20 protein-coding genes and 1 riboswitch are annotated in these 20,967 nt (G+C 42.5%); of the genes, 14 read left to right on the top strand and 6 right to left on the bottom strand.

The window, feature by feature from the left end:
• Window positions 1-62: 62 nt before the first annotated feature.
• Entirely contained in the window at window positions 63-1,265 is a 1,203-nt protein-coding gene (locus tag LKE01_RS04050; protein ID WP_056981410.1) for a multidrug effflux MFS transporter, read from the bottom strand.
• Window positions 1,266-1,470: 205 nt separating this feature from the next.
• Here LKE01_RS04050 and lepB point away from each other — a divergent pair, with 205 nt between their 5' ends.
• Window positions 1,471-2,058 carry a signal peptidase I gene (gene lepB / locus LKE01_RS04045; protein WP_054768906.1) on the top strand — a complete coding sequence of 196 codons (588 nt, stop codon included), beginning with the start codon at window positions 1,471-1,473 and terminating at the stop codon, window positions 2,056-2,058.
• Between the two features lie 65 nt (window positions 2,059-2,123).
• On the opposite strand, the gene LKE01_RS04040 is transcribed toward lepB, so the two are convergent.
• Complete coding sequence (locus LKE01_RS04040; RefSeq protein ID WP_082619702.1) at window positions 2,124-2,762, bottom strand: histidine phosphatase family protein; 639 nt, start codon at window positions 2,760-2,762, stop codon at window positions 2,124-2,126.
• Between the two features lie 353 nt (window positions 2,763-3,115).
• Between LKE01_RS04040 and LKE01_RS04035 the strand changes: the two genes are divergently transcribed.
• The 3 genes from LKE01_RS04035 to LKE01_RS04020 all read left to right on the top strand — a co-directional run bounded on the left by LKE01_RS04035 (window position 3,116) and on the right by LKE01_RS04020 (window position 6,623).
• Window positions 3,116-3,664, top strand: a complete 549-nt coding sequence (locus LKE01_RS04035; protein WP_054768935.1) for an RNA 2'-phosphotransferase — start codon at window positions 3,116-3,118, stop codon at window positions 3,662-3,664.
• A gap of 917 nt (window positions 3,665-4,581) precedes the next feature.
• Window positions 4,582-4,672: riboswitch (TPP riboswitch) on the top strand.
• Window positions 4,673-4,803: 131 nt separating this feature from the next.
• Entirely contained in the window at window positions 4,804-6,081 is a 1,278-nt protein-coding gene (locus tag LKE01_RS04025; protein ID WP_082619705.1) for an acetylornithine deacetylase, read from the top strand.
• Complete coding sequence (locus LKE01_RS04020) at window positions 6,078-6,623, top strand: ECF transporter S component (RefSeq protein WP_054768905.1); 546 nt, start codon at window positions 6,078-6,080, stop codon at window positions 6,621-6,623. Before LKE01_RS04025 ends, LKE01_RS04020 begins: the two co-directional genes overlap by 4 nt.
• 259 nt (window positions 6,624-6,882) lie before the next feature.
• On the opposite strand, the gene LKE01_RS04015 is transcribed toward LKE01_RS04020, so the two are convergent.
• Together LKE01_RS04015 and LKE01_RS04010 are read right to left on the bottom strand one after the other, a co-directional pair.
• Window positions 6,883-7,491: an anthranilate synthase component II gene (locus tag LKE01_RS04015; protein WP_056981414.1), complete on the bottom strand. Its 609-nt coding sequence runs from the start codon at window positions 7,489-7,491 to the stop codon at window positions 6,883-6,885.
• Window positions 7,475-8,953, bottom strand: a complete 1,479-nt coding sequence (locus LKE01_RS04010; RefSeq protein WP_056981416.1) for an anthranilate synthase component I family protein — start codon at window positions 8,951-8,953, stop codon at window positions 7,475-7,477. The genes LKE01_RS04015 and LKE01_RS04010 overlap by 17 nt, the downstream gene beginning before the upstream one ends.
• Before the next feature lie 829 nt (window positions 8,954-9,782).
• On the opposite strand from LKE01_RS04010, the gene aroF reads away from it, so the two are divergent.
• The 4 genes from aroF to LKE01_RS03990 all read left to right on the top strand — a co-directional run bounded on the left by aroF (window position 9,783) and on the right by LKE01_RS03990 (window position 14,091).
• Window positions 9,783-10,799: a 3-deoxy-7-phosphoheptulonate synthase gene (gene aroF, locus LKE01_RS04005; RefSeq protein WP_056981418.1), complete on the top strand. Its 1,017-nt coding sequence runs from the start codon at window positions 9,783-9,785 to the stop codon at window positions 10,797-10,799.
• Window positions 10,796-11,875, top strand: a complete 1,080-nt coding sequence (gene aroB, locus LKE01_RS04000) for a 3-dehydroquinate synthase (RefSeq protein WP_056981420.1) — start codon at window positions 10,796-10,798, stop codon at window positions 11,873-11,875. The genes aroF and aroB overlap by 4 nt, the downstream gene beginning before the upstream one ends.
• 139 nt (window positions 11,876-12,014) lie before the next feature.
• A complete protein-coding gene (locus LKE01_RS03995; RefSeq protein ID WP_056981422.1) occupies window positions 12,015-13,163 on the top strand; it encodes a hypothetical protein in 1,149 nt (382 codons plus the stop codon).
• A gap of 145 nt (window positions 13,164-13,308) precedes the next feature.
• Window positions 13,309-14,091 carry a hypothetical protein gene (locus tag LKE01_RS03990; protein ID WP_056981424.1) on the top strand — a complete coding sequence of 261 codons (783 nt, stop codon included), beginning with the start codon at window positions 13,309-13,311 and terminating at the stop codon, window positions 14,089-14,091.
• A 25-nt stretch (window positions 14,092-14,116) separates the two neighbouring features.
• Here LKE01_RS03990 and LKE01_RS03985 read toward each other — a convergent pair whose 3' ends face one another.
• Window positions 14,117-14,842 carry a response regulator transcription factor gene (locus tag LKE01_RS03985; protein ID WP_225364659.1) on the bottom strand — a complete coding sequence of 242 codons (726 nt, stop codon included), beginning with the start codon at window positions 14,840-14,842 and terminating at the stop codon, window positions 14,117-14,119.
• A gap of 186 nt (window positions 14,843-15,028) precedes the next feature.
• Here LKE01_RS03985 and LKE01_RS03980 point away from each other — a divergent pair, with 186 nt between their 5' ends.
• The 6 genes from LKE01_RS03980 to phoU all read left to right on the top strand — a co-directional run bounded on the left by LKE01_RS03980 (window position 15,029) and on the right by phoU (window position 20,347).
• Window positions 15,029-15,922 carry a phosphate ABC transporter substrate-binding protein PstS family protein gene (locus LKE01_RS03980; protein WP_056981427.1) on the top strand — a complete coding sequence of 298 codons (894 nt, stop codon included), beginning with the start codon at window positions 15,029-15,031 and terminating at the stop codon, window positions 15,920-15,922.
• Window positions 15,923-16,189: 267 nt separating this feature from the next.
• A complete protein-coding gene (pstC, locus tag LKE01_RS03975; protein WP_054768902.1) occupies window positions 16,190-17,113 on the top strand; it encodes a phosphate ABC transporter permease subunit PstC in 924 nt (307 codons plus the stop codon).
• Window positions 17,110-17,997: a phosphate ABC transporter permease PstA gene (gene pstA / locus LKE01_RS03970; RefSeq protein ID WP_054768901.1), complete on the top strand. Its 888-nt coding sequence runs from the start codon at window positions 17,110-17,112 to the stop codon at window positions 17,995-17,997. The genes pstC and pstA overlap by 4 nt, the downstream gene beginning before the upstream one ends.
• A gap of 13 nt (window positions 17,998-18,010) precedes the next feature.
• The gene (gene pstB / locus LKE01_RS03965) at window positions 18,011-18,805 is read left to right on the top strand and encodes a phosphate ABC transporter ATP-binding protein PstB (protein ID WP_054768900.1); all 795 of its coding nucleotides are present in this window, start codon (window positions 18,011-18,013) and stop codon (window positions 18,803-18,805) included.
• A gap of 16 nt (window positions 18,806-18,821) precedes the next feature.
• A complete protein-coding gene (pstB, locus tag LKE01_RS03960; RefSeq protein WP_056981429.1) occupies window positions 18,822-19,577 on the top strand; it encodes a phosphate ABC transporter ATP-binding protein PstB in 756 nt (251 codons plus the stop codon).
• A 14-nt stretch (window positions 19,578-19,591) separates the two neighbouring features.
• Window positions 19,592-20,347 (top strand): phosphate signaling complex protein PhoU, encoded by a 756-nt coding sequence (gene phoU / locus LKE01_RS03955; protein WP_056981431.1) that lies wholly within the window; start codon window positions 19,592-19,594, stop codon window positions 20,345-20,347.
• Between the two features lie 143 nt (window positions 20,348-20,490).
• Here phoU and LKE01_RS03950 read toward each other — a convergent pair whose 3' ends face one another.
• The gene (locus LKE01_RS03950) at window positions 20,491-20,697 is read right to left on the bottom strand and encodes a hypothetical protein (protein ID WP_057961378.1); all 207 of its coding nucleotides are present in this window, start codon (window positions 20,695-20,697) and stop codon (window positions 20,491-20,493) included.
• Window positions 20,698-20,967: the final 270 nt, after the last annotated feature.

Here is a 20,967-nt window from a genome sequence, read left to right as displayed (position 1 = left end):
TTCAGCCTCATTGCTTTGTTTAATTGGGGACCGAACGGACTGTGGGCCCCCCTTTAACTCATTTAATTCAACTTCTGCTTCTTATTATGAATCGTGGCGAATAATAACAGGCTTAGTCCCATACAAGCCATAATTGACAAAGACATTGGCAGGTATGTGGCGGTTCCCATCAAACCAACAAGTGGTGACATCAACCCACCGATTGCATTTTGAGATAGTCCCAGCATTGCCGACAGACCACCGTTGTTATGCAGACTCAGGTTCATGATGATTGAAGTGGTGAGTGTAAAGAGCATGCCGAACTGTGTAACAGTCAAAAATACCAGAACAATGACCAGCACCAGGTTGTTTAGAAACAGTGCGCTGAACGTCAACAGCAGGGATGTCATAAATGTTGAAGTTAAAATGATTTTGGTCTGGTTTGCTTCTGTAAACCGACCGGCTAAAGTTCCGGGGATAACGGATCCAATCGCAATTCCAATGCCATTTAATGCGTATAAAAGACTGAAACTCTGGACTGACATATGGAAGAAGTTTTGGAAGACGAAGGATGAAGCGGAAATATAGCTAAACAGCCCGCCGGATACCAACCCGGTCGCCAGAATCAAGCGAACAAACCGGGAATTTTTCAGCAGCTTAAACATTTGGGTGATCGACTTTGTTGGGCTTCCTGAAATGCGATTCTCAACTGGCAGGGTTTCTTTGATTCCCAGCCAAAGGGCCAATACAATGACAAAGCCGACTCCAGCCAAAAGAATGAAAACCCCCTGCCATTCGACATAGCGAATCATAAAACCGCCAATCACTGGCGAAATAACTGGGAAAATCCCATTAACGGCCGACAGCATCGAGTAAAACTTGGTTAATAGCGGTCCGGAAAACATGTCTGAAGCAATTGCCCTGGACAATACCTGGCCGCTTGCCCCTGCCAATCCCTGAATGAATCTTAACAGGATTAAGAGATAAACCGAATGGCTATAGGCAATCATCAAAGAAACCAATCCAAAGATAAAAAAGCCAACCATCAGGGGCTTTTTGCGGCCGTACTTATCACTGAGCGGACCGGAGATTAGCTGCCCCAACGCCAGGCCAATCAGACAGGCACTCAAACTAAGCTGGATGAGTGATGGCTGGGCGTTTAGATCCCGCGTCATTTGGGGTAAAGCGGGCAGGTATAAGTCAATGGACAGCGGACCTGTTGCACTGATAGTTCCCAGAATAAAGACCAGCCACAATTTATTTTTCTTTTTTGAGTTCGAGTTCATATGTTCACCTCTATTTCACAAGCAAAGTCATCCAAATTATCATACAGTCTGATTTTAATATGAGCAATAAATTAGGGTTCTGTTAATTATCGGCGAAAATGTTGTCATGGCAGGCAAATGTGATAGAATTAATATCGATTGCGTAAGCTAACCATTATGGATAGTATGCATTCCTAATTGTGTAGTTCACAAAGGAGCTTTTTTGATGAAATTATTTAAAGACATAATGAGTTGGGTAATTCCTATTATTGTAGGTTTACTTGTCGCCTTATTGATTCGACAATTTGTTTTCACCTTTGCTCGGGTTGACGGTCCTTCAATGGAGCCCAACTTGATCAATAAGGAGCGTTTGATTGTTTGGCGTCATGCCAAGGTTAAGCACTTGAGTGTCATTGTTTTTGATGCTCATGGCGAAGATCCAACCGCCACAAAGCCTAAGACAGACTACGTTAAGCGGGTTATCGGTCTTCCCGGCGATACAGTTTCCAGCAAGAACGGGAATATTTACGTTAACGGAAAAGTTGTTCCACAGAAGTTCATTAGTATGAGCGAACGAACAACGGGTACCGGTAATTGGAATTTGAAATCATTATCCAAGAGCTGGAATAAGAATACCAATGCAACCCGGGTTCCCAAGGGTGAATATTTCGTTTTGGGAGATCACCGAAGCGTTTCTAATGACGGCCGTTATTGGGGATTCGTTCCTAAAAAGAAGATCACCGGAGTTGCCAAGACTTTCTTCTGGGAAACCAACAAGACTAAACGAACCAATGTAAACAGTTTGGGTTATTAAAATCGAATAATTAAAAAATCTCACTGACAGACAGCTCATGATGACGTCTGCTGGTGAGATTTTTATTATTTATTATATGAAATCAGGGTTGGCGTATTAGTCACATCAAGGGCCATAATACTGCCATTAGTTGGTTGTTCAACGTACGGTACCTTATCGGTGTACATCGAAGCAACGTTTCTCAAGAAAGTTCCATGTGAAACAACGATGGCATTCTGCCCATCTTCCAATTCGTCTTGGATGTGTTTAACAGACCGTTTGATCCGTTCTTCAAGTTGGGCGGCAGTCTCAGCTTCGTGAAACGGATCAGCGTCGTGCATGAAATCACGCATTTTAATCAAGCCATACTGTTTGATTAAGACTTCCTGACTGCGGTTTCCATGGGGTGCTCCAATGATGTTCCAGGTCAGAGTACTATCGACACCTTCAAATGAACCAAAATAAATTTCCCGAATGTCTTTATGGATTTCTCTGGTAACATTTTGTGATTGATGATTATTTGCCAAAATGATGTCCAACGTGTGAATGGCCCGCATCATATCTGAACTGACAGCTAAATCAAAATGAACATTATCCAGTTTTTCTCCTGCCGCTTTGGCCTGAGCTTCACCCTTTTCAGTTAATGGCGAATCCACCCAGCCTTGCATTCTGCGGAAGCGGTTGAGTAGCGTTTGACCATGGCGCACAAAGTAAATGGTTTTCATATTGAATCCTTTCAGAAAAATTTCTATCTCCAATTATATAAGAAAATCTGATCAACAACACGTTTAACGACAAATTTTTCTGACTTCACAGTTTCGTCATACTTATTTAAGGCTGGTTTAAGCTGGTGAACCTAATATAAAGACAATCAATTTTTAAGAGAAGTTGATTACCAAGCAAATTACTCCTCCAAAGTATGGTGCTTGATTTAACTTACATCTCCTCCAAGATATAAGTTCCCCCTCTAAATATAAATATGCTGCAGCGTTCAGGCTTACTGTCTGGCGCTTTTTTGTTGTCCAGCGGTAATTGGGATTATAATAGATTTAACTTCTCAATGATTGGAGTTCTTCAAATGGATCATCAATTAACACGGTTAAGTAAACGATTGTCGTTTGTGTTGCGTCATCATCCGGATAAAATCGGTATTAAACTGGATCGATATGGTCGGGTGGATTTACAAACGTTAATTACAAAGTTCAATCAACATTTTGGCACACCAATCAGTGAAAAAATTATCCGCAAAATTATGCGGGAAAGTGATAAACAGCGGTATGCCATCGAAGGCAACACTATTCTGGCATTATATGGGCATAGCGTCCCCGTACAGCCGTTAACCCCGCCAACCGAACCACCAGAGAAGCTGTATCATGGAACGACTCACGCGGCAGCTAAATTCATTGTGGATGAAGGGCTGAAAAAGATGGACCGGGATTTTGTTCATTTGTCAGCGAACCAAAAAATGGCGGTCCAGGTTGGCAAAAGACGGGACCCAAATCCGGTGATATTTGAAGTGGCGGCTCAAAAAGCGGCCGATGCCGGGATCTTATTTTACCCAACCGAAAGTGGTGTTTGGCTGGTGGATGCAATGCCGGCGAAATTTTTAAAGATTATCAGCCAGTAAATGGCATAAGGGGATAGTGTAATGAGCAATAAGGATGATCAAAAAGCACCAAAACCAACGAAAATTAGAAGACCAATGCAGGGAAACTGCCCAAAGTGCCACCGACCAATGTCGATCAGTTATGGGATGAACAGGTGCCCAAATTGTGGTTTTATATTTAAGTCGAATTTTAAGGTGGATTAGAGAGAGTGCAACGAGACCCGGGTGGCCGCGGTGCATAAGCAGAAAATGGCTATTAATGAACGTTCTTTGTTCATTGATAGCCATTTTTTGCTTATGTGTAGCGGTCAGGGTTGTCGGCGCACGTTTCGGCTAGGTAGAAGTGGTTAATCCGGCTTCTCTTATGCAGTAGGGGTCAGGGCCGCATACAGCCGGCGGTCGGAACTCGTTTCGGCTAAGTAAAATGCGAGCGACATAAAACCAAATAACCAGCCATTTTTCGTTTATGTGTAGCGGTCAGGGTTGTCGGCGCACGTTTCGGCTAGGTCGAAGTAACCCCCCTGTATCCACCGGATTGCTTTGTCTCTTAAGCCTGAATTAAGGTTCCATGGGTATTCTTGCAATATCAGGTGTGAAAGGAGGCTAGCTTTTAATCCGATCATCTTTTTAAGGATAGAATTTTTAACGACACAATTAACTCACAAACGGTCCTTTGGGTAATGCTTGTGGGTGGGCTCAGGCACATACTCAAGTGGTAGCCGATCCGTCCAATGGATAGACCGGTTCGCCACAATAAAACCATTTAAATCTTATGGGATAAAGTTTTCATTTAGGTCAAATGAATAACACAACGGGAAGATTATAAAGGCGATTCGATATTTCGGATCGTCTTTTCAGTTGGCGCTTCACATTTTTGCTTTGACTTTTTGGCGTTTCGTTATATCATAAAACCAGTCAATGAATTATTGGCGAATTGAATAAGTAGTCTGGGGTGCCCTAAACGGCTGAGAAAAACCCATTGAACCTGATGCAGTTAGGACTGTCGAAGGAAGAACGAAATTCTTTTTTGTGTGAGCTAATAGATATAAAGTCGATTAAACTTTTACTCTGTTCCCTCTTTCTTCGAGGCTTTTGAAGAAAGGGGGATTTTTTTATTTCAAATTTTTATCGTTAAGAAAGACAGAGTGGAGGAATTAAGATTGGCAAGTAAAGCAGATTTGCTTCAAGCAGTTGATGATCATCAAAATGAGTTGTTGGCACTGTTGGATCGGCTGGTTTCATTTGAAACAATGTCGCCACCAGCCCGTAATACCGCTGCGATTCAGCAATTTACCGATGCTGAGTTGACCAAAGTTGGTTTTGAAACCAAGCGGGTGCCCTTTTATAAGGGGGATGAATTATTATCCGCTGAAAAGGTAGGCACAGATGCCGAATCCTTTCATAGTTTGCTGTTAAACGGGCACGTTGATGTCGCGACTGTTGACCGGGACAGCTGGGATACCGATCCGTTCAAAGTCACTCAAAAAGGTGACTTGTTATTTGGCCGGGGTGTCAGCGATATGAAAGGTGGGGTCGCCAGTTTTATGTACATTTTTACCCTGCTTCACAAGCTTGGCATTGAACTTCCCGGCAACCTAAAGTTTCAATCTGTCGTTGGTGAAGAAGCCGGAGAAGCGGGCACCAAGACCTTACTGAAGAATGGTGAAAAGGCGGATTTTGCAGTCGTTGGCGATACCAGCAACATGAACTTTCAAGGCCAGGGCGGTGTGATTACCGGCTGGATTACGCTGAAAAGTCCCCATATTTACCATGACGGTAATCGAGCTGCGATGATTACCACTGGCGGTGGCCTTAAAGCTGCCAATATGATTGAGAAAATGATGGTGGTTATTCAGGCGTTGGAAAAGTTGGAGCGGTACTGGGGAATTACCAAGCGTTATCCCGGATTTGCACCAGGGATTGATACCATTAATCCGGCTTACATCGAAGGTGGGCTTCACCCCGCTTATATCCCAAGTGAAGCCAAACTGTGGATTACGGTTCATTTCTATCCCAATGAAAATGTTGATGATATTACTCAAGAAATTGAGAAACAGGTTATTGCTGCCGCTAAGGCTGATCCTTGGTTGCGCGACAATCTGCCGACTTTCAAATGGGGTGGCGATTCTCTTTTGGCTGATAAAGGTGAGGTATTCCCTTCGCTTGAGTTGGATCCCGATTATCCGGGAATGAAAGCCCTCGAAAAGAGTTATGCCGATATCGTTAAAGCAAAGCCGATAGTGGGGATGTCACCATCAGTCTCCGATAGCGGCTGGTTTGGCTATTACCACATTCCTGCCGTGGATTTTGGTCCCGGCACGATGGAACAGGCTCATAGTGACAACGAAAGCTTGAGCTTGAAGCAATTAATGGAATATACCAAGATTATGGCAGCCTTCATTTTTGATTGGTGCCATACAAAAGGAGAGCAATCATGAAAAAGAAATTTCGTTTACAGGATATTATTTTATTAGCAATTATTCCAATTGTGTTTGGAGCTATTTTTGTCGGAACCGATTACCTGTACAACTTTGTGTCAATGGCAATTGGTCCATTTGCAAACGAAGCCCTGTTTGGCCTTTGGATCATGGCTGGACCACTTTCAATTTACCTGGTCCGAGTCCCCGGAGCTGCTCTGGTGGGTGAAATTCTGGGTGCTGCCGCTGAGGTGATTTTTGGTGGAACATTTGGTGCCGCAGCCCTCATTTCAGGAATTGTGCAGGGTATCGGAAGTGAACTTGGATTTGCTTTGTGGCGATACAAGAACTGGAGTTGGCCCGTTTTGACAACCTCAGCCGTTACCACAACCGTTGTTTCATTTGGATATGAACTGTTCCGACTGGGCTATGTTCACTACCATCTGCCAATGATTTTGGCACTGTTCTCGGTTCGGTTCATCTCGGTCTTCTTCTTCGGAGCTGTCATGGTTCGCGTGATCTTCAAGATGTTAAGCCGTTCTCAAGTGTTGAAGCAGGCATAGTTCCGCAATAATTAAAGAATGTCAAAAAAAGAGAGTGGGACAAAAGGCGCTTTGATCCCAGAATTTAAGAGCATAAATCGATTATTCCTGGTTTTGGAATGATTGATTTATGCTCTTAAATGGCCGGGATCAGCCGATTGCCAAGTAGGCTAGGCAAGGGTTGCTGGCCGTCGTCGCACGTTTTAGCAAAATAATATGAGATTACAAAATAGAGGCTGAGGCAAAAGAATACACTTTTGTCCCAGCCTCTCATTTTTGTCTAAATCGCTGATGTTGCTTTGTTGTTAGCTTTGACAATGTTTAAAAAGTTCTGAATAATCTGCTGACCAACTTGTGGATCCGTCATGATTGATTCTGGGTGGAATTGAACCCCATAGACCAAATCGGTGGGATTGCTGATGGCCATAATCTCATTATCGTCGGTGATGGCTGTTACGTCTAAATTTGCTGGAACTGATTCCGGATCCACGACCAGTGAATGATACCTGGCAGCCTGGAAATGTTGGGGGCAGTTTGCGAACAGTGGATCGTTTCCTTGGAGTTCCATCGTAGACGGCTTGCCATGCATTAAATGAGGAGCGTGGATGATTTTAGCGCCGTATGCTTGAGCAATTGCCTGCTCTCCCAGACAAACACCGAAAATTGGAACTTTTCCCAAGAATGCTTTTAAGATGGCGGGCATATTACCCGCATCTTCGGGACGACCAGGACCGGGTGACAAAATGATGCTTTCAGGATTTTCTTTCATAAGTGTTTCAACATCAATTGCATCATTTTTTACCACGGTGATTTGCTCGGAAGTTTGGGTTCCAATCAATTGGTATAGGTTGTATGTGAAGCTGTCATAGTTATCAATAAGATAATGCATCTGCAACGCCTCCCTTTTCTGCTGTTTCCTGTAATGCGGTCACAATTGCTCTGGCCTTATTATTAAATTCCTGATATTCATGTTTGGGGATGCTGTCCGCAACAATTCCTGCAGCACTTCGAACAACCAAATCCTTCCCTTTTCGATATGCCAACCGGATACCAATACACATATCGAGATCACCATCAAAGCCAAGATACCCTAAGCAGCCACCATATAAGCCATGTTTGTTATTCTCGAGCTTGGCGATAATTTGCATTGCTGAAATTTTTGGCGCCCCTGACAGGGTTCCAGCTGGTAATAGCGAGTTGATAATATCAATCGATGAAATTCCGTCATCGACCGTACTTTCAACGACTGATCCCATATGCATCACGTTGGAGAATTTCAGTAAATTGCGATAAGCAGTTACATGGACCGAGCCAAATTTGCTGATACTTCCCAAATCATTTCTTCCTAAATCGATCAGCATATTATGTTCGGATAATTCTTTTGGATTGTGCTGTAATTCTTTGGCAAACGCGTCATCTTCTGCCTTGTCTTTCCCTCGTCTGCGGGTTCCAGCCAATGGATATGTGAACAGTGTTTGATTACGTTTAGTGGTCATTGTTTCAGGTGAAGCACCAATGGTCTCAAAATCATTGTGGCGGAAATAGAACTGATATGGGGATGGACTTTCCTTGAATAAAGTCGGTGCAGCGGCAAATAGTGACCCGGACATTTTGGCATGTTGAGGATTGGAAATCTGAACTTGAAAAATATCGCCATCCACAATGTGGTGCTTTGCCTCAGCCACTTTTTCAGTAAATTCAGCCAAAGAAAATTGCAATTTGAATGGGGTCATCGTAAATGCCGGTAACGGTCGTTGGTCTGTTACTTGAAGAATTTGTTCCTTTAACCGGGTTAAGTCGGCAATTACCGCATCATATTGTTGGTTCAGCTGCTTAGTAGGAATGACCTGAGTGAGCGTCACTTCGTTGGTGGTGTGATTGTAGGCGATGACTTGATCAATCAATAATAAATCAACGTCATTTAAGGCCATGGGGTCATCAACTTTCGGCAAGTTAGCAGTTGTTGCATAACGGGCATAATCATAACTGAAGTAACCAACCAGGCCACCTGAGAATGGCGGCATACCCTTTAACTTTGGCATTTTATTATTGGCAAGGATCCGTTCCAGAACAGGCTTTAAATCGACTGTTTCATGTGAAACATTACCACGATTGTCCGTTGTTGTGAGCTCACCATTTCGATAAGCAAGTGTGAGTGTTGGGTTTAATCCAATAAAGGAATGCCCGTCTTCGGCTTTCTTGGGTTTTCCGGTTAGTAGGAAGCATGGCTCCTCCGGCCGATCAAAGTTTTGGGTAACGGCAATTGGATCAAAGTTGGTCATTTGAAAATTAATTGAAATTGGTATAGCTGGAAAATCTTGGGCATATTTGTTTAATTCTTCAATTCTCATCATTAGGTTCCTCCAATGTTTGCTTTATTTTCTGAAAGTAGTTGATTGGATTTGCCATCGTTTTCTTGACGTTTTCATTGTGATTTCCTCCAGATATTAAAAAATCCGCCCATAACTCCATAGAGTTAAGGACGGATTCATTCCGCGGTGCCACCTTAGTTCAATTGATCCAAACAGATAATCTTTCTATACAAATGGTTCAATACTCAATGATTATCTGTTTTATCAATTACGCTTAGCAAGGGACTAACATCCCTCCGGCAACTGACGTATGCCAACACGTTTCTTCGTACTCGAATACTTTCGGAAGAACCCTCAGTGGTCCATTTAACTGCCTGCGTTCGGTCACATTCTCAGCGATAGCGACTCTCTTTACGTGCACAACAATCTTGATCTCCACATCAATGGTTTATTTAGGACGGTATTTAGTTGTCATTTAAATTACGCCGATTATGAGAATTTGTCAAGGAAATTAATAATTTAGACTTTGGGGTTGACACATTTTCAAATTCATTATATGCTCAATGCAATTAAAATTTAACTTTCTTAGGAGATTCTAATCATGATAAAAATTAATTCAAAAATTAATCGATTTTATTTCTATTGGTACGCTTAGTGTTCACACCGGACAGGATGTGGGCACTCACTCACATCTTGTGCGGCCAATAGTATTTCGTCATGATTACTTACTTCGGTCACACAGTTATTTTTACAAAATACTGCGGGACCCATTTTTTTACACAAAATTTCGACTCCCGCAGTGTTAGGCACACTGTGGGAGTTTTATTTTATTCAAAATACGTCAAATACGGAAATGGAGATAATATATATGATTATTGTAATTAAGAATGGCCATGAAAACATTATTGATGAGATTAAGAGCCGCTTCACTGAAACCAACGAGGTGTTTGTTCATAACAACCGCGTGGCAATTCAGGGAATCAGTGAAGAAGATTTAAACGCTGAAGAAAAGAATGCGACGGATCTCATTATCGACAATGTCCCTGCTGCAGTTCAGGGAAGCCGACTATTCCATCCAGAAGATACCATCGTTACGACAGCTCATAGTCAAATTGGCGGCGACAACTTCACGATGATGGCCGGTCCATGTTCTGTTGAATCAGCTGATCACGTTATGAGAATGGCCGAAGTTGCTAAAAGTGGCGGTGCTACGGTTCTTCGAGGTGGTGCTTTCAAGCCACGGACCTCGCCATACTCATTCCAAGGCCTTGGTGAGGACGGTTTGAAATTCCTTCGGGCAGCTGCTGATGCATACGATATGGATGTTTTGACCGAAGTTATGGATCAGGATCACGTCCCAATGGTTGAACAGTACACCGACATTTTCCAAATTGGTGCTCGAAACATGCAAAACTTCTCATTGCTGAAGGCAGTTGGAAAAACTCAGACTCCAGTAATGCTAAAACGTGGAATGTCTGCTACGATTGATGACATCTTAAATGCTGCAGAATACATTGCTGCTGGCGGCAACCATAATATCATCATTACTGAGCGGGGCATTCGAACATTTGATAACAAATACACTCGAAACACGCTTGATGTTGGTGCGGTGCCGGTTCTTCAAAAATTAACCCATTACCCAGTGATCCTTGACCCAAGCCACGCTGCCGGTCATACCGAATTTGTTACACCCGAAGCATTAGCCGGAGCAGCAGTCGGTGCCAGCGGACTGGTTGTTGAAATTCATGACGATCCTGCCCATGCATTCTCGGACGGCGCCCAAGCACTCAAGCCAGACGAGTACCGTGCAATGGCTAAACAAGCATTTGCGATTCGCAACGTTATTACTACCCCAATTCAAGAAAAAAGTGAGGTCAAATTATGAAAATAATCAAAGTTGAGCTGCCAGATCATTCATACAATGTTGAAATTGCCAAAGGAATTTTAGGCTGTACAGGCCAGTTGGTTTCAAGTGTCTGGGATAAACGAAAAATTGCCTTAATTAGTGACAGCAATGTTGCCCCGATATACCAGGATCAAGTTGCAGAAGCACTTGAGGCAGTTGGTTTCATCGTTCATGAATACCAATTTCCTGCCGGAGAAGATTCAAAATCCCTGGAAGTATTAGCCGATCTGACCCGACAAATGGCAGCGGACAGCTTCAACCGCGATGATGGTGTCATTGCTTTGGGCGGCGGGGTGACTGGTGATTTAGCCGGATTCCTGGCTTCAACGTATATGCGTGGCATCAGTCTCATCCAAATGCCGACCTCATTGTTGGCGCAGGTTGATAGTTCTGTCGGCGGTAAAACAGCCGTTGATTTGGATTCAATCAAAAACATTGTCGGTTCATTCTATCAACCTGACTTGGTCATTATTGATCCTGACACGTTAACAACTTTGAAAAGGCGTGATCTCGTAGAAGGTTATGGTGAAATCGTTAAGGTTGCTGCCTTATCTGATGGTGATCTGTGGAACTTGGTTAAATCAATCAACTCACCAGAAGATATTTTGGCAAATGCTGAAGAACTGAGCATCCACTCAGTTCAGTACAAGACGGATATTGTGATGGGTGATGAAAAAGAAGGCGGTCTTCGAAAACTTCTGAATTACGGTCATACAATCGGCCACGCTGTCGAGGCGTTATCTGATGGCGGCTTGCGTCATGGTGAAGCCGTCAGCATTGGGATGATTGCGATGCAGCAGATTTTTGAAGACAAAGGTTTGGCGGTTCCCGGTATTACCCAGGAGTTACGCGAACGCTTGGAAGCAGTTGGCCTGCCGGTAACATCCGACCTGCTGAACTCTGACAAGGTATTTGATAAAATTAAAAATGATAAAAAGAATCGTGATGGTCATTTGAGCTTAATCTACGTCCATAAAATTGGTGGGCCTGTGATTAAAGCTATTCCAAGCGATCAAATTCAAGAATTTCTTGCCATTAAGGCGGTTAAGGCGTGATGTTTCATGTGAAACAATCTCGTGTAATAGAGCAGCATCAAGGATTTTTCATCCTTGGTGCTTTTTTGTGGAACAGTTAATCATGAATGAAAGAATCAATTTTCAATATGTAGTAAAATGCTACCCAGGGGGTGTTATATTGAAAAAGTATTTAGCTAAGAGTCTTGTAGTTGTTGTTGCAATGAGTGGGCTGTTTGCTCTCTCAAATGTTACGCAAGTCCAAGCAAAATCCGGCTATCGGATTACCAAAACAAAGAATTATTCATCAAAAACACCTTTTTATAATAAGGGTACTGCATACATGTGGAATGCTTCCCATACTAAGAAAATATTAAATATGAAAAATCATCCACTCACTCAGTGGTACCGGACTAAAAGTGTGATTATGAAGCATGGTAGTAAAAAAGCAGTTTACTACAAATTGGTTAATGTTTACAAACCCTGGAATGGATATGTTTGGCGCGGTAATCTCGTGAAAGGATATGGCCCAAAGTATTCGGGTCATTACCGAATCGGGTATTTCAAACTGAACCGGGACCTGCCGACTACGATGGAAGTAGATAATCAACCGGTCAAGGTGACATTGCCCAGCGGCACCGTTTTTCGTGGCGCGACCAATGTTTATAAACAAAAAACTTGGATTACATTGTCGGTTGGATCTATAAGCAATCATCTCTTAACCAGCCTTGGTATCCATTTAAATTCCAGTCAATTTGACGTCAGAAATATTAAGTTGCTGTATTCTAACAAAGACTTAAATCCAACTCCGCCAAGCTATCTGACGCCGATTAGTGCGCCCAACTTTCTCTTCCCAAGAACGACCGGTGACACGGATGGCAAGACATTGCCTGACTGGGCGAACAGTCTGTACATCGGGAAAAGTCAAACAACGTGGGGCGCTCAGTTACCATATCTGCGGACCACAACGGACGGTTACGTCGAGTATTATGGCAATATAACAGGTGCAACTCAAGGATTTTCAATTTGGGGGAATCCATTGGGAGTCCCACCAACTGCAAGCCAGCAGATTCTCGACTCTGAAAAATCAGGGAACACCTTAACGCTCTATTATGCTAATCATATGGAGGGCCTTCAGGATAACCAGGTCACGCATAATGGCCGTTCGATGTATCAATTGATCATTCAAAAGCAATCGGAACCAGTTGTTGTTAAAAACTATTATTCTGATGGCAAACTCAGTGAAAAAACAATTTACGAACAATATTTAGTGGGTGGTCAACCCTTCCATAATATGGATTTGCAATACGATTATGAATATGGTGATTGATTAATGAAGCAGCCAGTTCCGGTAATTTCCGGAACCGGCTTTTTATTTTCATGAAAACTGCCTAAAACTTTTGTCCCTATTTATAAAAAATGGTAACCTCAATATGTAGAGTTTTTTCGATTTATAAAAAAGGGAGGCGGAAAAATTGGCCAAACCTCGTCCGCGAGAACAAACATATGAATTTACAGATAAGCCTTCCTACCGGGAATGGCTGATTGAAACAGTTCGCGCCGCCTTACCAGACGGGTTGGAAGTGGCTGCCAGCAATTACGCCCGTTCAACTGCTAGTTCATATTGGTTAATTAAGGGATATGATGATCACCAGCAAGTTTATTGGATAACACTGCGGGTGGCGACTCATCGGCTGTGGCTTCAACACGCCCATCAAATTGAAGTCCTCTGGGAAGAACCGGGGACTTTTGGTGATTTATTTAATGCCGTTTCGGACAGCTTGCACCCGATTGCGGTTCAAGAGGCAAAGTTTCGACTAAGCCCGCTGGATATCGCGGTTCTTAATCTTCTAATTACTTTGGAACATCATAAACTCATCTGGTTTATCAGGATGATCCCCGATATTGCGAGGGCCCATAAAGATAAGCTGTTTGATTTGGATAGTGATTTTCTTGACTGTCAGTTGCTGTTGGGAGATCGCAATAATGCCAACAATCTGTTAATGCCGATTGACGTGCCGGCGTTCCAAAAGAAGCTTGCTGATTTCTTTGGTGAAAATCTGCTGTTTTCCCAGTTTACTAAGCACTCCCTGCTAAAGCTATTACCCACAAACCAATGGATTGAACCGATGCTCAATGAGCAGGGCAATGACGGTGAATGGGAGGATGAAATTCGGGCCGCGTATGGTCAGGACTTTGTCGATATTTGCCACCGTGAATTGAAACATCAAGAAAAAATGTATAAAAAAACCACTTAGTCAAAACTTGACCAAGTGGTTTTTGTTAATTTACTTGAGACTTTTGCGTGCCTTTATTTTTGAACAAGTACCCGAATCCCCTGATGGTTGTTAACATCTGGGGATTTTTTGGTTCGAGCTCAATTTTCTTTCTAAGATTACTGATGTGGGTATCGATGATTCTCAAGGTTGCGCCGGTGGTGTTGCCCCACACCGCAGAAGCAATCTGGGTCCGACTGAGAACGGTGTTGGAATTACTAACAAAGAATAGTAGTAATTTATACTCGATTGGGCTTAAGTTGAGCTTTTTATTCCCATTATTAACTTGGAATTTACTCAGGTCGATCTTGAGATGCCCAACGACGAGATTCTCAGATTCTTGGCTTTGCTGATTGAGTTGAAGATTATCTTTATTTTGATAGACCCAAATCTTTTGAACGATCCTGGCCACAATCTCGTTCATTGGTTCCCCAGAGATGTAATCATCCAAGTGGTAATCCAATAGGTAGGAACAAATCGTTTCCACTGAGCGTTGCTTCTTATCTAATAGAAGAATTGGTCCCGCAATCTGGCTGCGCAGGATTTGCAGTTCGGAATCATTTTCCGGTAGTTTGGTCGTTGTCAGGTCCCAGACGACTCCGGAAACCTGTTGAAGCAGGTGATCAAGTGGTTCAAACGAAACTCTGGTGTTAATTTGAAAGGCGGCAAGCAGCTTCTCAAGCTTATCCGCCAGCTTTAAATTTTGGCTGATCAATAAGATTTCCAATGGCATCCGGTCTTCCTCCATAGTAACAAAATTGTTTACATCTTAAGTTATGCCATACTTTTTAACAAAATTGGTCGGTTTTACGTTACTTTTACATAAACGAAACTCGATATTTACATGCTGTTGTTATATTGAGAATGTACTTAAATGAGTACTAAAAAATTTGGGTTTTCATTAGGAGGAAATCGAATTATGAAAAAAAGATCCTTTTTTTCAACTATTGTAGCAGTAGCAGCTGTTGGAGTTTTACTTGCGGGATGTGGTTCATCAAGCAGCTCAAAGTCAAAGAAATCTTCAGCTGATTCGAATGTCAAGATCACAGCCGTTGGTTCAACTGCTTTACAACCATTAGTTGAACAAGCAGCAAGCAATTATCAAAAAGCAAATAAAGGCGTCAACATTTCAGTTCAAGGTGGAGGTTCAGGTACTGGATTAAGTCAAGTTCAAACCGGCGCCGTTCAAATTGGTAACTCAGATATCTTCGCTGAACAACAAGATGGTATCAAAGCTAAACAATTAGTTGATCACCAAGTTGCAGTTGTTGGTATGACACCAGTTGTTAACAAAGATGTCAGCGTAAGCAACTTAAGCATGGCTCAATTAAAGGGTATCTTCACTGGTAAGTATACTAACTGGAAGCAAGTTGGTGGTAAGAATGAAAAGATTACCGTTGTCAACCGTGCTCAAGGTTCAGGTACTCGTGCCACATTTGAATCAGCCGTTCTTGAAGGTGCCAAAGCAGTTAAGGCCCAAGAACAAGATTCAAACGGTACTGTTCAAAAGATTGTTTCAACAACACCAGGTACTATCAGTTACTTAGCCTTCTCATACGTTAACAGCAAGCTTAAAGCATTGTCAGTTAACAATGTAAAGCCAACTGATGCCAATGTAACAACCAACAAGTGGAAGATCTGGTCATATGAACATATGTACACTAAGGGTCAACCAAACAAAGCAACAAAGAAGTTCTTGAACTACATGGATTCAGGCAAGGTTCAAGACAGCTTGGTACAAAAGCTTGGTTACATCAGTATTCATGATATGAAAGTAACTAAGAATGCAAGTAATGCGGTGTCACAAAAGTAGCAGAGTGTGAGTTGGGGCGGTTAGTAACCGGAGCCTAAGATGACTTTGGGTGAAATCGAGTTTGATTTCGCCGAAAGTTGGCTTAGGTGCAGGTTACTGCCCCAGGGAACACGTTTCCGCTAGGTAGCCTTAAATCGACTACCCACCAAACAAAAAACAAAACATCAAAGACCCAACGAAGGCTGAAGGCAAACCAAATGCCCTCAGCCTTCCTCAAGTTAAAGTACTCATTTAAAATTCGACTTAATGACAATTAGGAGGTCAATCATGGATGAAATAAAACATGATCTTCAGAATCCATCAAAAGCAACTCATCAAGATCTGTTTGGTAAAGGAATCACATATCTCTGTATTGGATTTGTGAGTCTGCTGGTTATTTCAATTCTATATTTCATTACGACACGAGGCTTGGCAACTTTTACCACTAACCATGTTAGTTTATGGAAGTTTTTGTCAGGAACCAACTGGAACCCAGCGTTATTGGATAAACACGGCAACCCTCAAATTGGGGCATTGCCAATGATTGTGACTTCCTTTAGTGTAACGGTTCTGGCTGCGGTCGTTGCGACCCCGTTTGCATTGGGAGTTGCACTGTTCATGACCGAAATTGCACCGGAAAAAGGAACGAAGATTTTACAGCCGGTTATTGAATTGCTGGTTGGAATTCCTTCCGTTGTTTATGGTTTTATTGGCCTTTCAGTAATTGTGCCATTAATCCGTCACTCATTTGGTGGAACTGGATTTGGTATTCTTGCCGGAACCTTGGTCCTGTTCGTCATGGTATTACCAACCATTACTTCCTTATCAGTTGATAGTATCAAGGCTGTTCCAATGTTTTATCGTTCAGCATCATTGGCACTTGGAGCAACCAGATGGCAGACTATTTACAAAGTTGTTCTGCGATCTGCAACGCCAGGTATCCTGACTGCCATCATTTTCGGAATGTCACGGGCTTTTGGTGAAGCACTTGCCGTACAAATGGTTATTGGTAATGCGGTCCTTATGCCACACGGCTTATTAACCCCATCATCAACATTGACCAGTCAGTTAACAACCGGTATTGGTAATACGACAATGGGCACATTACCCAACAATGCACTTTGGTCACTTGCGCTGATTCTACTATTAATGTCATTAGTATTTAACGTCCTGGTTAGAATCATCGGAAAGCGGGGGGCACTTAAAAAATGAATTCTAAAACAAGTAATAACATTGCGACCGGCGTTATTTATTTCCTGGTTGCATGTGTCCTGGCCATTCTGGTCTTCTTGCTTGGATACATTCTGATCACAGGAATTCCTCATGTTTCATGGCACTTTTTAACATCGTCGGCGCAATCATTTGCTGCTGGTGGTGGTATCCGGGACCAGTTATTTAACTCAATGTATCTGTTGGTACTGACCTTAATTATTTCGTTTCCAATTGCCTTAGGTTCAGGTATTTATTTATCAGAATATGCTCCTGAAAATTGGATAACCGGTGTTATTCGAACAGCTGTTGAAGTTTTAAGTTCACTACCTTCAGTTGTTGTTGGTTTGTTCGGTTTCCTGTTGTTCGTTGTGAACTTTCACATGGGCTTTTCAATTCTTGCCGGTGCGATTGCTCTGACATTTTTCAACTTACCATTGTTAACCAGAAGTATTGAAGAATCACTTCAAGATGTCTCTGAACTTCAACGTGAAGCCGGGTTGTCACTTGGGCTTTCACGATGGAAGACGATCACTGGAATCGTTCTTCCGGCAGCTCTTCCCGGTATCTTAACTGGAATTATCCTGAGTGCCGGACGGGTATTCGGTGAAGCCGCTGCCTTGATTTACACTGCCGGTCAAAGTGCCCCAACTGTCAATTATGGCGATTGGAACCCAATGGACAGTGCCAGCTTCTTGAACTTTATGCGACCAGCTGAAACATTAGCCGTTCATATCTGGAAAGTTAACACTGAAGGGGTTACCCCTGATGCTGCTGCCATTTCAAGTGGGGCTTCAGCTGTGTTAATTGTTGTAATTCTCTTGTTTAACCTGTTGGCCAGAATGCTTGGTCGTTGGTTATACAAACGAATGACAGCCACTAAGTAGGTAGGAGATTAATATGCAAGAATATGATTACAATAAAACTCACATTATTGATATTCCCCTTGAACTGGCGATGAAGACTGAGAATCTCCAAGTATTTTATGGCGACAACCATGCAATGCATGATGCCAGTCTGGAGTTTCCCCGTCATCGAATCACAGCCTTAATTGGCGCTTCCGGTTCAGGTAAGTCAACGTATCTGCGGTGTCTTAACCGAATGAACGATCGGATTGCGACCGTTAAGGGCAAGATTATGTATCGTGGGATGGATATCAACACTAAAAATATTAACGTTTACGAAGTTCGAAAGCATATCAGCATGGTGTTTCAACGACCTAACCCATTTGCCAAATCAATTCGGGAAAATATCACGTTTGCCCTGAAACGAAACGGCATTAAAGATAAGAACGAGCTTAACAAACGGGTTGAAGAAAGCTTAAAGGCCGCCGCACTTTGGGATGAAGTAAAAGATGATCTTGATAAGAGTGCTTTGGCGCTATCAGGTGGTCAAGCTCAACGATTATGTATCGCCCGATGCGTTGCCATGAAACCCGATATTCTCCTTTTGGATGAACCAGCCAGTGCCCTTGACCCAATTTCCGCTGCGAAGATTGAGGACACGCTAATGGAACTCCGGGAAAACTATTCAATTATTATCGTGACCCACAACATGCAGCAGGCTTCACGGATCGCTGATTACACGGCATTCTTCCACATGGGTCATGTGCTTGAATATGACGTCACCGAAAAGATCTTTACAACACCACAAATTAAAGCAACCGAAGACTACATCTCTGGTAACTTCGGATAATAAAGGGGAATGGACAATGCCAAAGATAATTACAAGTAAAGATGTCCATTTGAGTTACGGCTCAAAAGAAGCGCTCCACGGAATCAGCTTGGACTTTGAGGAACATGAAATTACTGCTCTGATTGGGCCATCCGGATGTGGAAAGTCAACGTACTTGCGATGCCTCAACAGAATGAACGATTTAATCAAAGGAGTCAAAATTAGTGGCTCGATGAAGTTGGAAGGCAAAGATATTTATGCGCCAAACGTCGATATTGTTGACCTTCGAAAGCGGGTTGGCATGGTGTTTCAGCAGCCTAATCCATTTCCATTCAGCGTTTATGAAAATGTCGCATATGGCCTGCGACTCGCAGGTGAAAAAGATAAGCACGTCTTGGATGAACGGGTTGAGACCAGCTTGAAGCAGGCCGCAATCTGGGATGAAGTAAAAGATCATCTGTATGATAACGCCCTTTCATTTTCGGGTGGTCAACAACAGCGGATCTGTGTTGCCAGAGTGTTGGCTGTTCAACCAGAAGTGGTTCTCTTGGATGAGCCAACCAGTGCTTTGGATCCAATTTCCAGTTCCAAGATTGAGGATACTCTGATGAATATTCGTCATGAATATACAATCATCATCGTGACCCATAATATGCAACAGGCTTCACGGATCTCTGATAAGACCGCGTTCTTGTTGAATGGGGACTTGGTTGAATTTAGTCCAACCGAGAAGATGTTTATTCATCCTGATGATGAGAAGACCAGTGATTACCTGAACGGAAAATTCGGCTAGGAGGATTATATATAATGAGAGAATTATTTGACGACGAGTTAAAAAAACTGCATGGCCGCTTTGTGGAAATGGGCTTAACAATCAGTGAACAGATTTATAAGTCAACGACTGCATTTATTGAGCATGATAAGAAAGGTGCCCAAGAGGTTATTGATGCTGATGAAGAAACCAATACTGATGAAATGAAGTTGGAGAAGCAGGCTTTGAGCTTAATTGCTTTACAGCAGCCGGTAGCAACCGACTTCCGGGTTATTATCAGTATTTTGAAAGCCAGTTCTGATTTGGAACGAATTGGTGACCATGCGGTTAGTATCGCCCGTGAAACAATCAGAGTGAAGGGTAATCCGCGGATTCCCAAGGTTGAAAAAGCCATTGCCAAGATGACTGAAGAAGTTCGGGATATGCTGGAGAGCGCTTTGGATGCATACGTTAAGAGTGATGCCGATGCTGCTAAAAAGTTGTCCGACAATGATGTTAAAGTGGACGAACAGTATCTGTTGATTCGGGATGAAATTACCGATGCTGTTCAATCAGATACCGCAACCGTCACTGCCAGTTCAAGTTACTTCATGGTGATTAAACTCTTGGAACGAATTGGTGATCATATTGTTAACTTGGCTGAATGGATTGTCTACTCAGCTGCTGGACAGATTGTTGAACTCAATCCCGGTAAATCAAATCCAGAATTGGTCGATAAGCTCTATTCAGAAGCTGTTATCAAAGAAAAGGGCGATTCCAAGGACCAAAAAGATAATAAAAAGACTAAATAGTTTCGTCTAAAAAGGTGGCTGGGAAATTATTCCCAGTCACATTTTTTAGTGAAATTGAATTAATTTTATGAAACATCTGTTCTCTAATCAAATTCGGTATCAAATTAACTAATACCAACACTCTGAATTATATGTATCGCATGTTAATGGACAATTGCGGTCACTTTAGAAACGCGAGTCGCCGTATAACGTTGGTAGTAGTACGGTTGATGCTTGGGTTCACTATTGTCGTCGGTTTTTGTATAGCCAATCTTTATCTTACTCCAATTTTTATTAGGTGTAATAAAGATCCAGACAGCAGTGGATAAATCGTCATCATCTGCACCATTGAGTAGGTATGTTCCGTACACATGGGATGATAGCATCCATTTGCATCTAAGAGTCCCATTGACAGTATTCTTTATCACAAAGCCATCTTTAGTAGCATAAAAGTACATGTGTGTTTTTGTAGTGTTGGTTCCTCGAGAGACAGTCGCCGACCAGTATTTACCCTGAATTGGTGCTGGAATACCATCATGGGTTTCGCTAGCATTTGCTGCTGAGCTGAAGGTAACTGAAATTAATAGTACTCCTAAAAGTGATATGAGCCATTTCGTAAAATTATTTCCCCCTGCTAATTA

The sequence above is a fragment of the Lentilactobacillus kefiri genome, from assembly GCF_007989105.1.
Lineage (GTDB): Bacteria > Bacillota > Bacilli > Lactobacillales > Lactobacillaceae > Lentilactobacillus > Lentilactobacillus kefiri.
Note: the sequence above shows the minus strand (reverse complement) of the source record. Positions and strands in the feature narration are given on the sequence as shown.

Coding starts and splice junctions, on each gene's coding strand:
- LKE01_RS04050 (WP_056981410.1), bottom strand. CDS start 1,265: ATGAACTCGAACTCAAAAAAGAAAAATAAATTGTGGCTGGTCTTTATT.
- lepB (WP_054768906.1), top strand. CDS start 1,471: ATGAAATTATTTAAAGACATAATGAGTTGGGTAATTCCTATTATTGTA.
- LKE01_RS04040 (WP_082619702.1), bottom strand. CDS start 2,762: ATGAAAACCATTTACTTTGTGCGCCATGGTCAAACGCTACTCAACCGC.
- LKE01_RS04035 (WP_054768935.1), top strand. CDS start 3,116: ATGGATCATCAATTAACACGGTTAAGTAAACGATTGTCGTTTGTGTTG.
- LKE01_RS04020 (WP_054768905.1), top strand. CDS start 6,078: ATGAAAAAGAAATTTCGTTTACAGGATATTATTTTATTAGCAATTATT.
- LKE01_RS04015 (WP_056981414.1), bottom strand. CDS start 7,491: ATGCATTATCTTATTGATAACTATGACAGCTTCACATACAACCTATAC.
- LKE01_RS04010 (WP_056981416.1), bottom strand. CDS start 8,953: ATGAGAATTGAAGAATTAAACAAATATGCCCAAGATTTTCCAGCTATA.
- aroF (WP_056981418.1), top strand. CDS start 9,783: ATGATTATTGTAATTAAGAATGGCCATGAAAACATTATTGATGAGATT.
- aroB (WP_056981420.1), top strand. CDS start 10,796: ATGAAAATAATCAAAGTTGAGCTGCCAGATCATTCATACAATGTTGAA.
- LKE01_RS03985 (WP_225364659.1), bottom strand. CDS start 14,842: ATGCCATTGGAAATCTTATTGATCAGCCAAAATTTAAAGCTGGCGGAT.
- LKE01_RS03980 (WP_056981427.1), top strand. CDS start 15,029: ATGAAAAAAAGATCCTTTTTTTCAACTATTGTAGCAGTAGCAGCTGTT.
- pstC (WP_054768902.1), top strand. CDS start 16,190: ATGGATGAAATAAAACATGATCTTCAGAATCCATCAAAAGCAACTCAT.
- pstA (WP_054768901.1), top strand. CDS start 17,110: ATGAATTCTAAAACAAGTAATAACATTGCGACCGGCGTTATTTATTTC.
- pstB (WP_054768900.1), top strand. CDS start 18,011: ATGCAAGAATATGATTACAATAAAACTCACATTATTGATATTCCCCTT.
- pstB (WP_056981429.1), top strand. CDS start 18,822: ATGCCAAAGATAATTACAAGTAAAGATGTCCATTTGAGTTACGGCTCA.
- phoU (WP_056981431.1), top strand. CDS start 19,592: ATGAGAGAATTATTTGACGACGAGTTAAAAAAACTGCATGGCCGCTTT.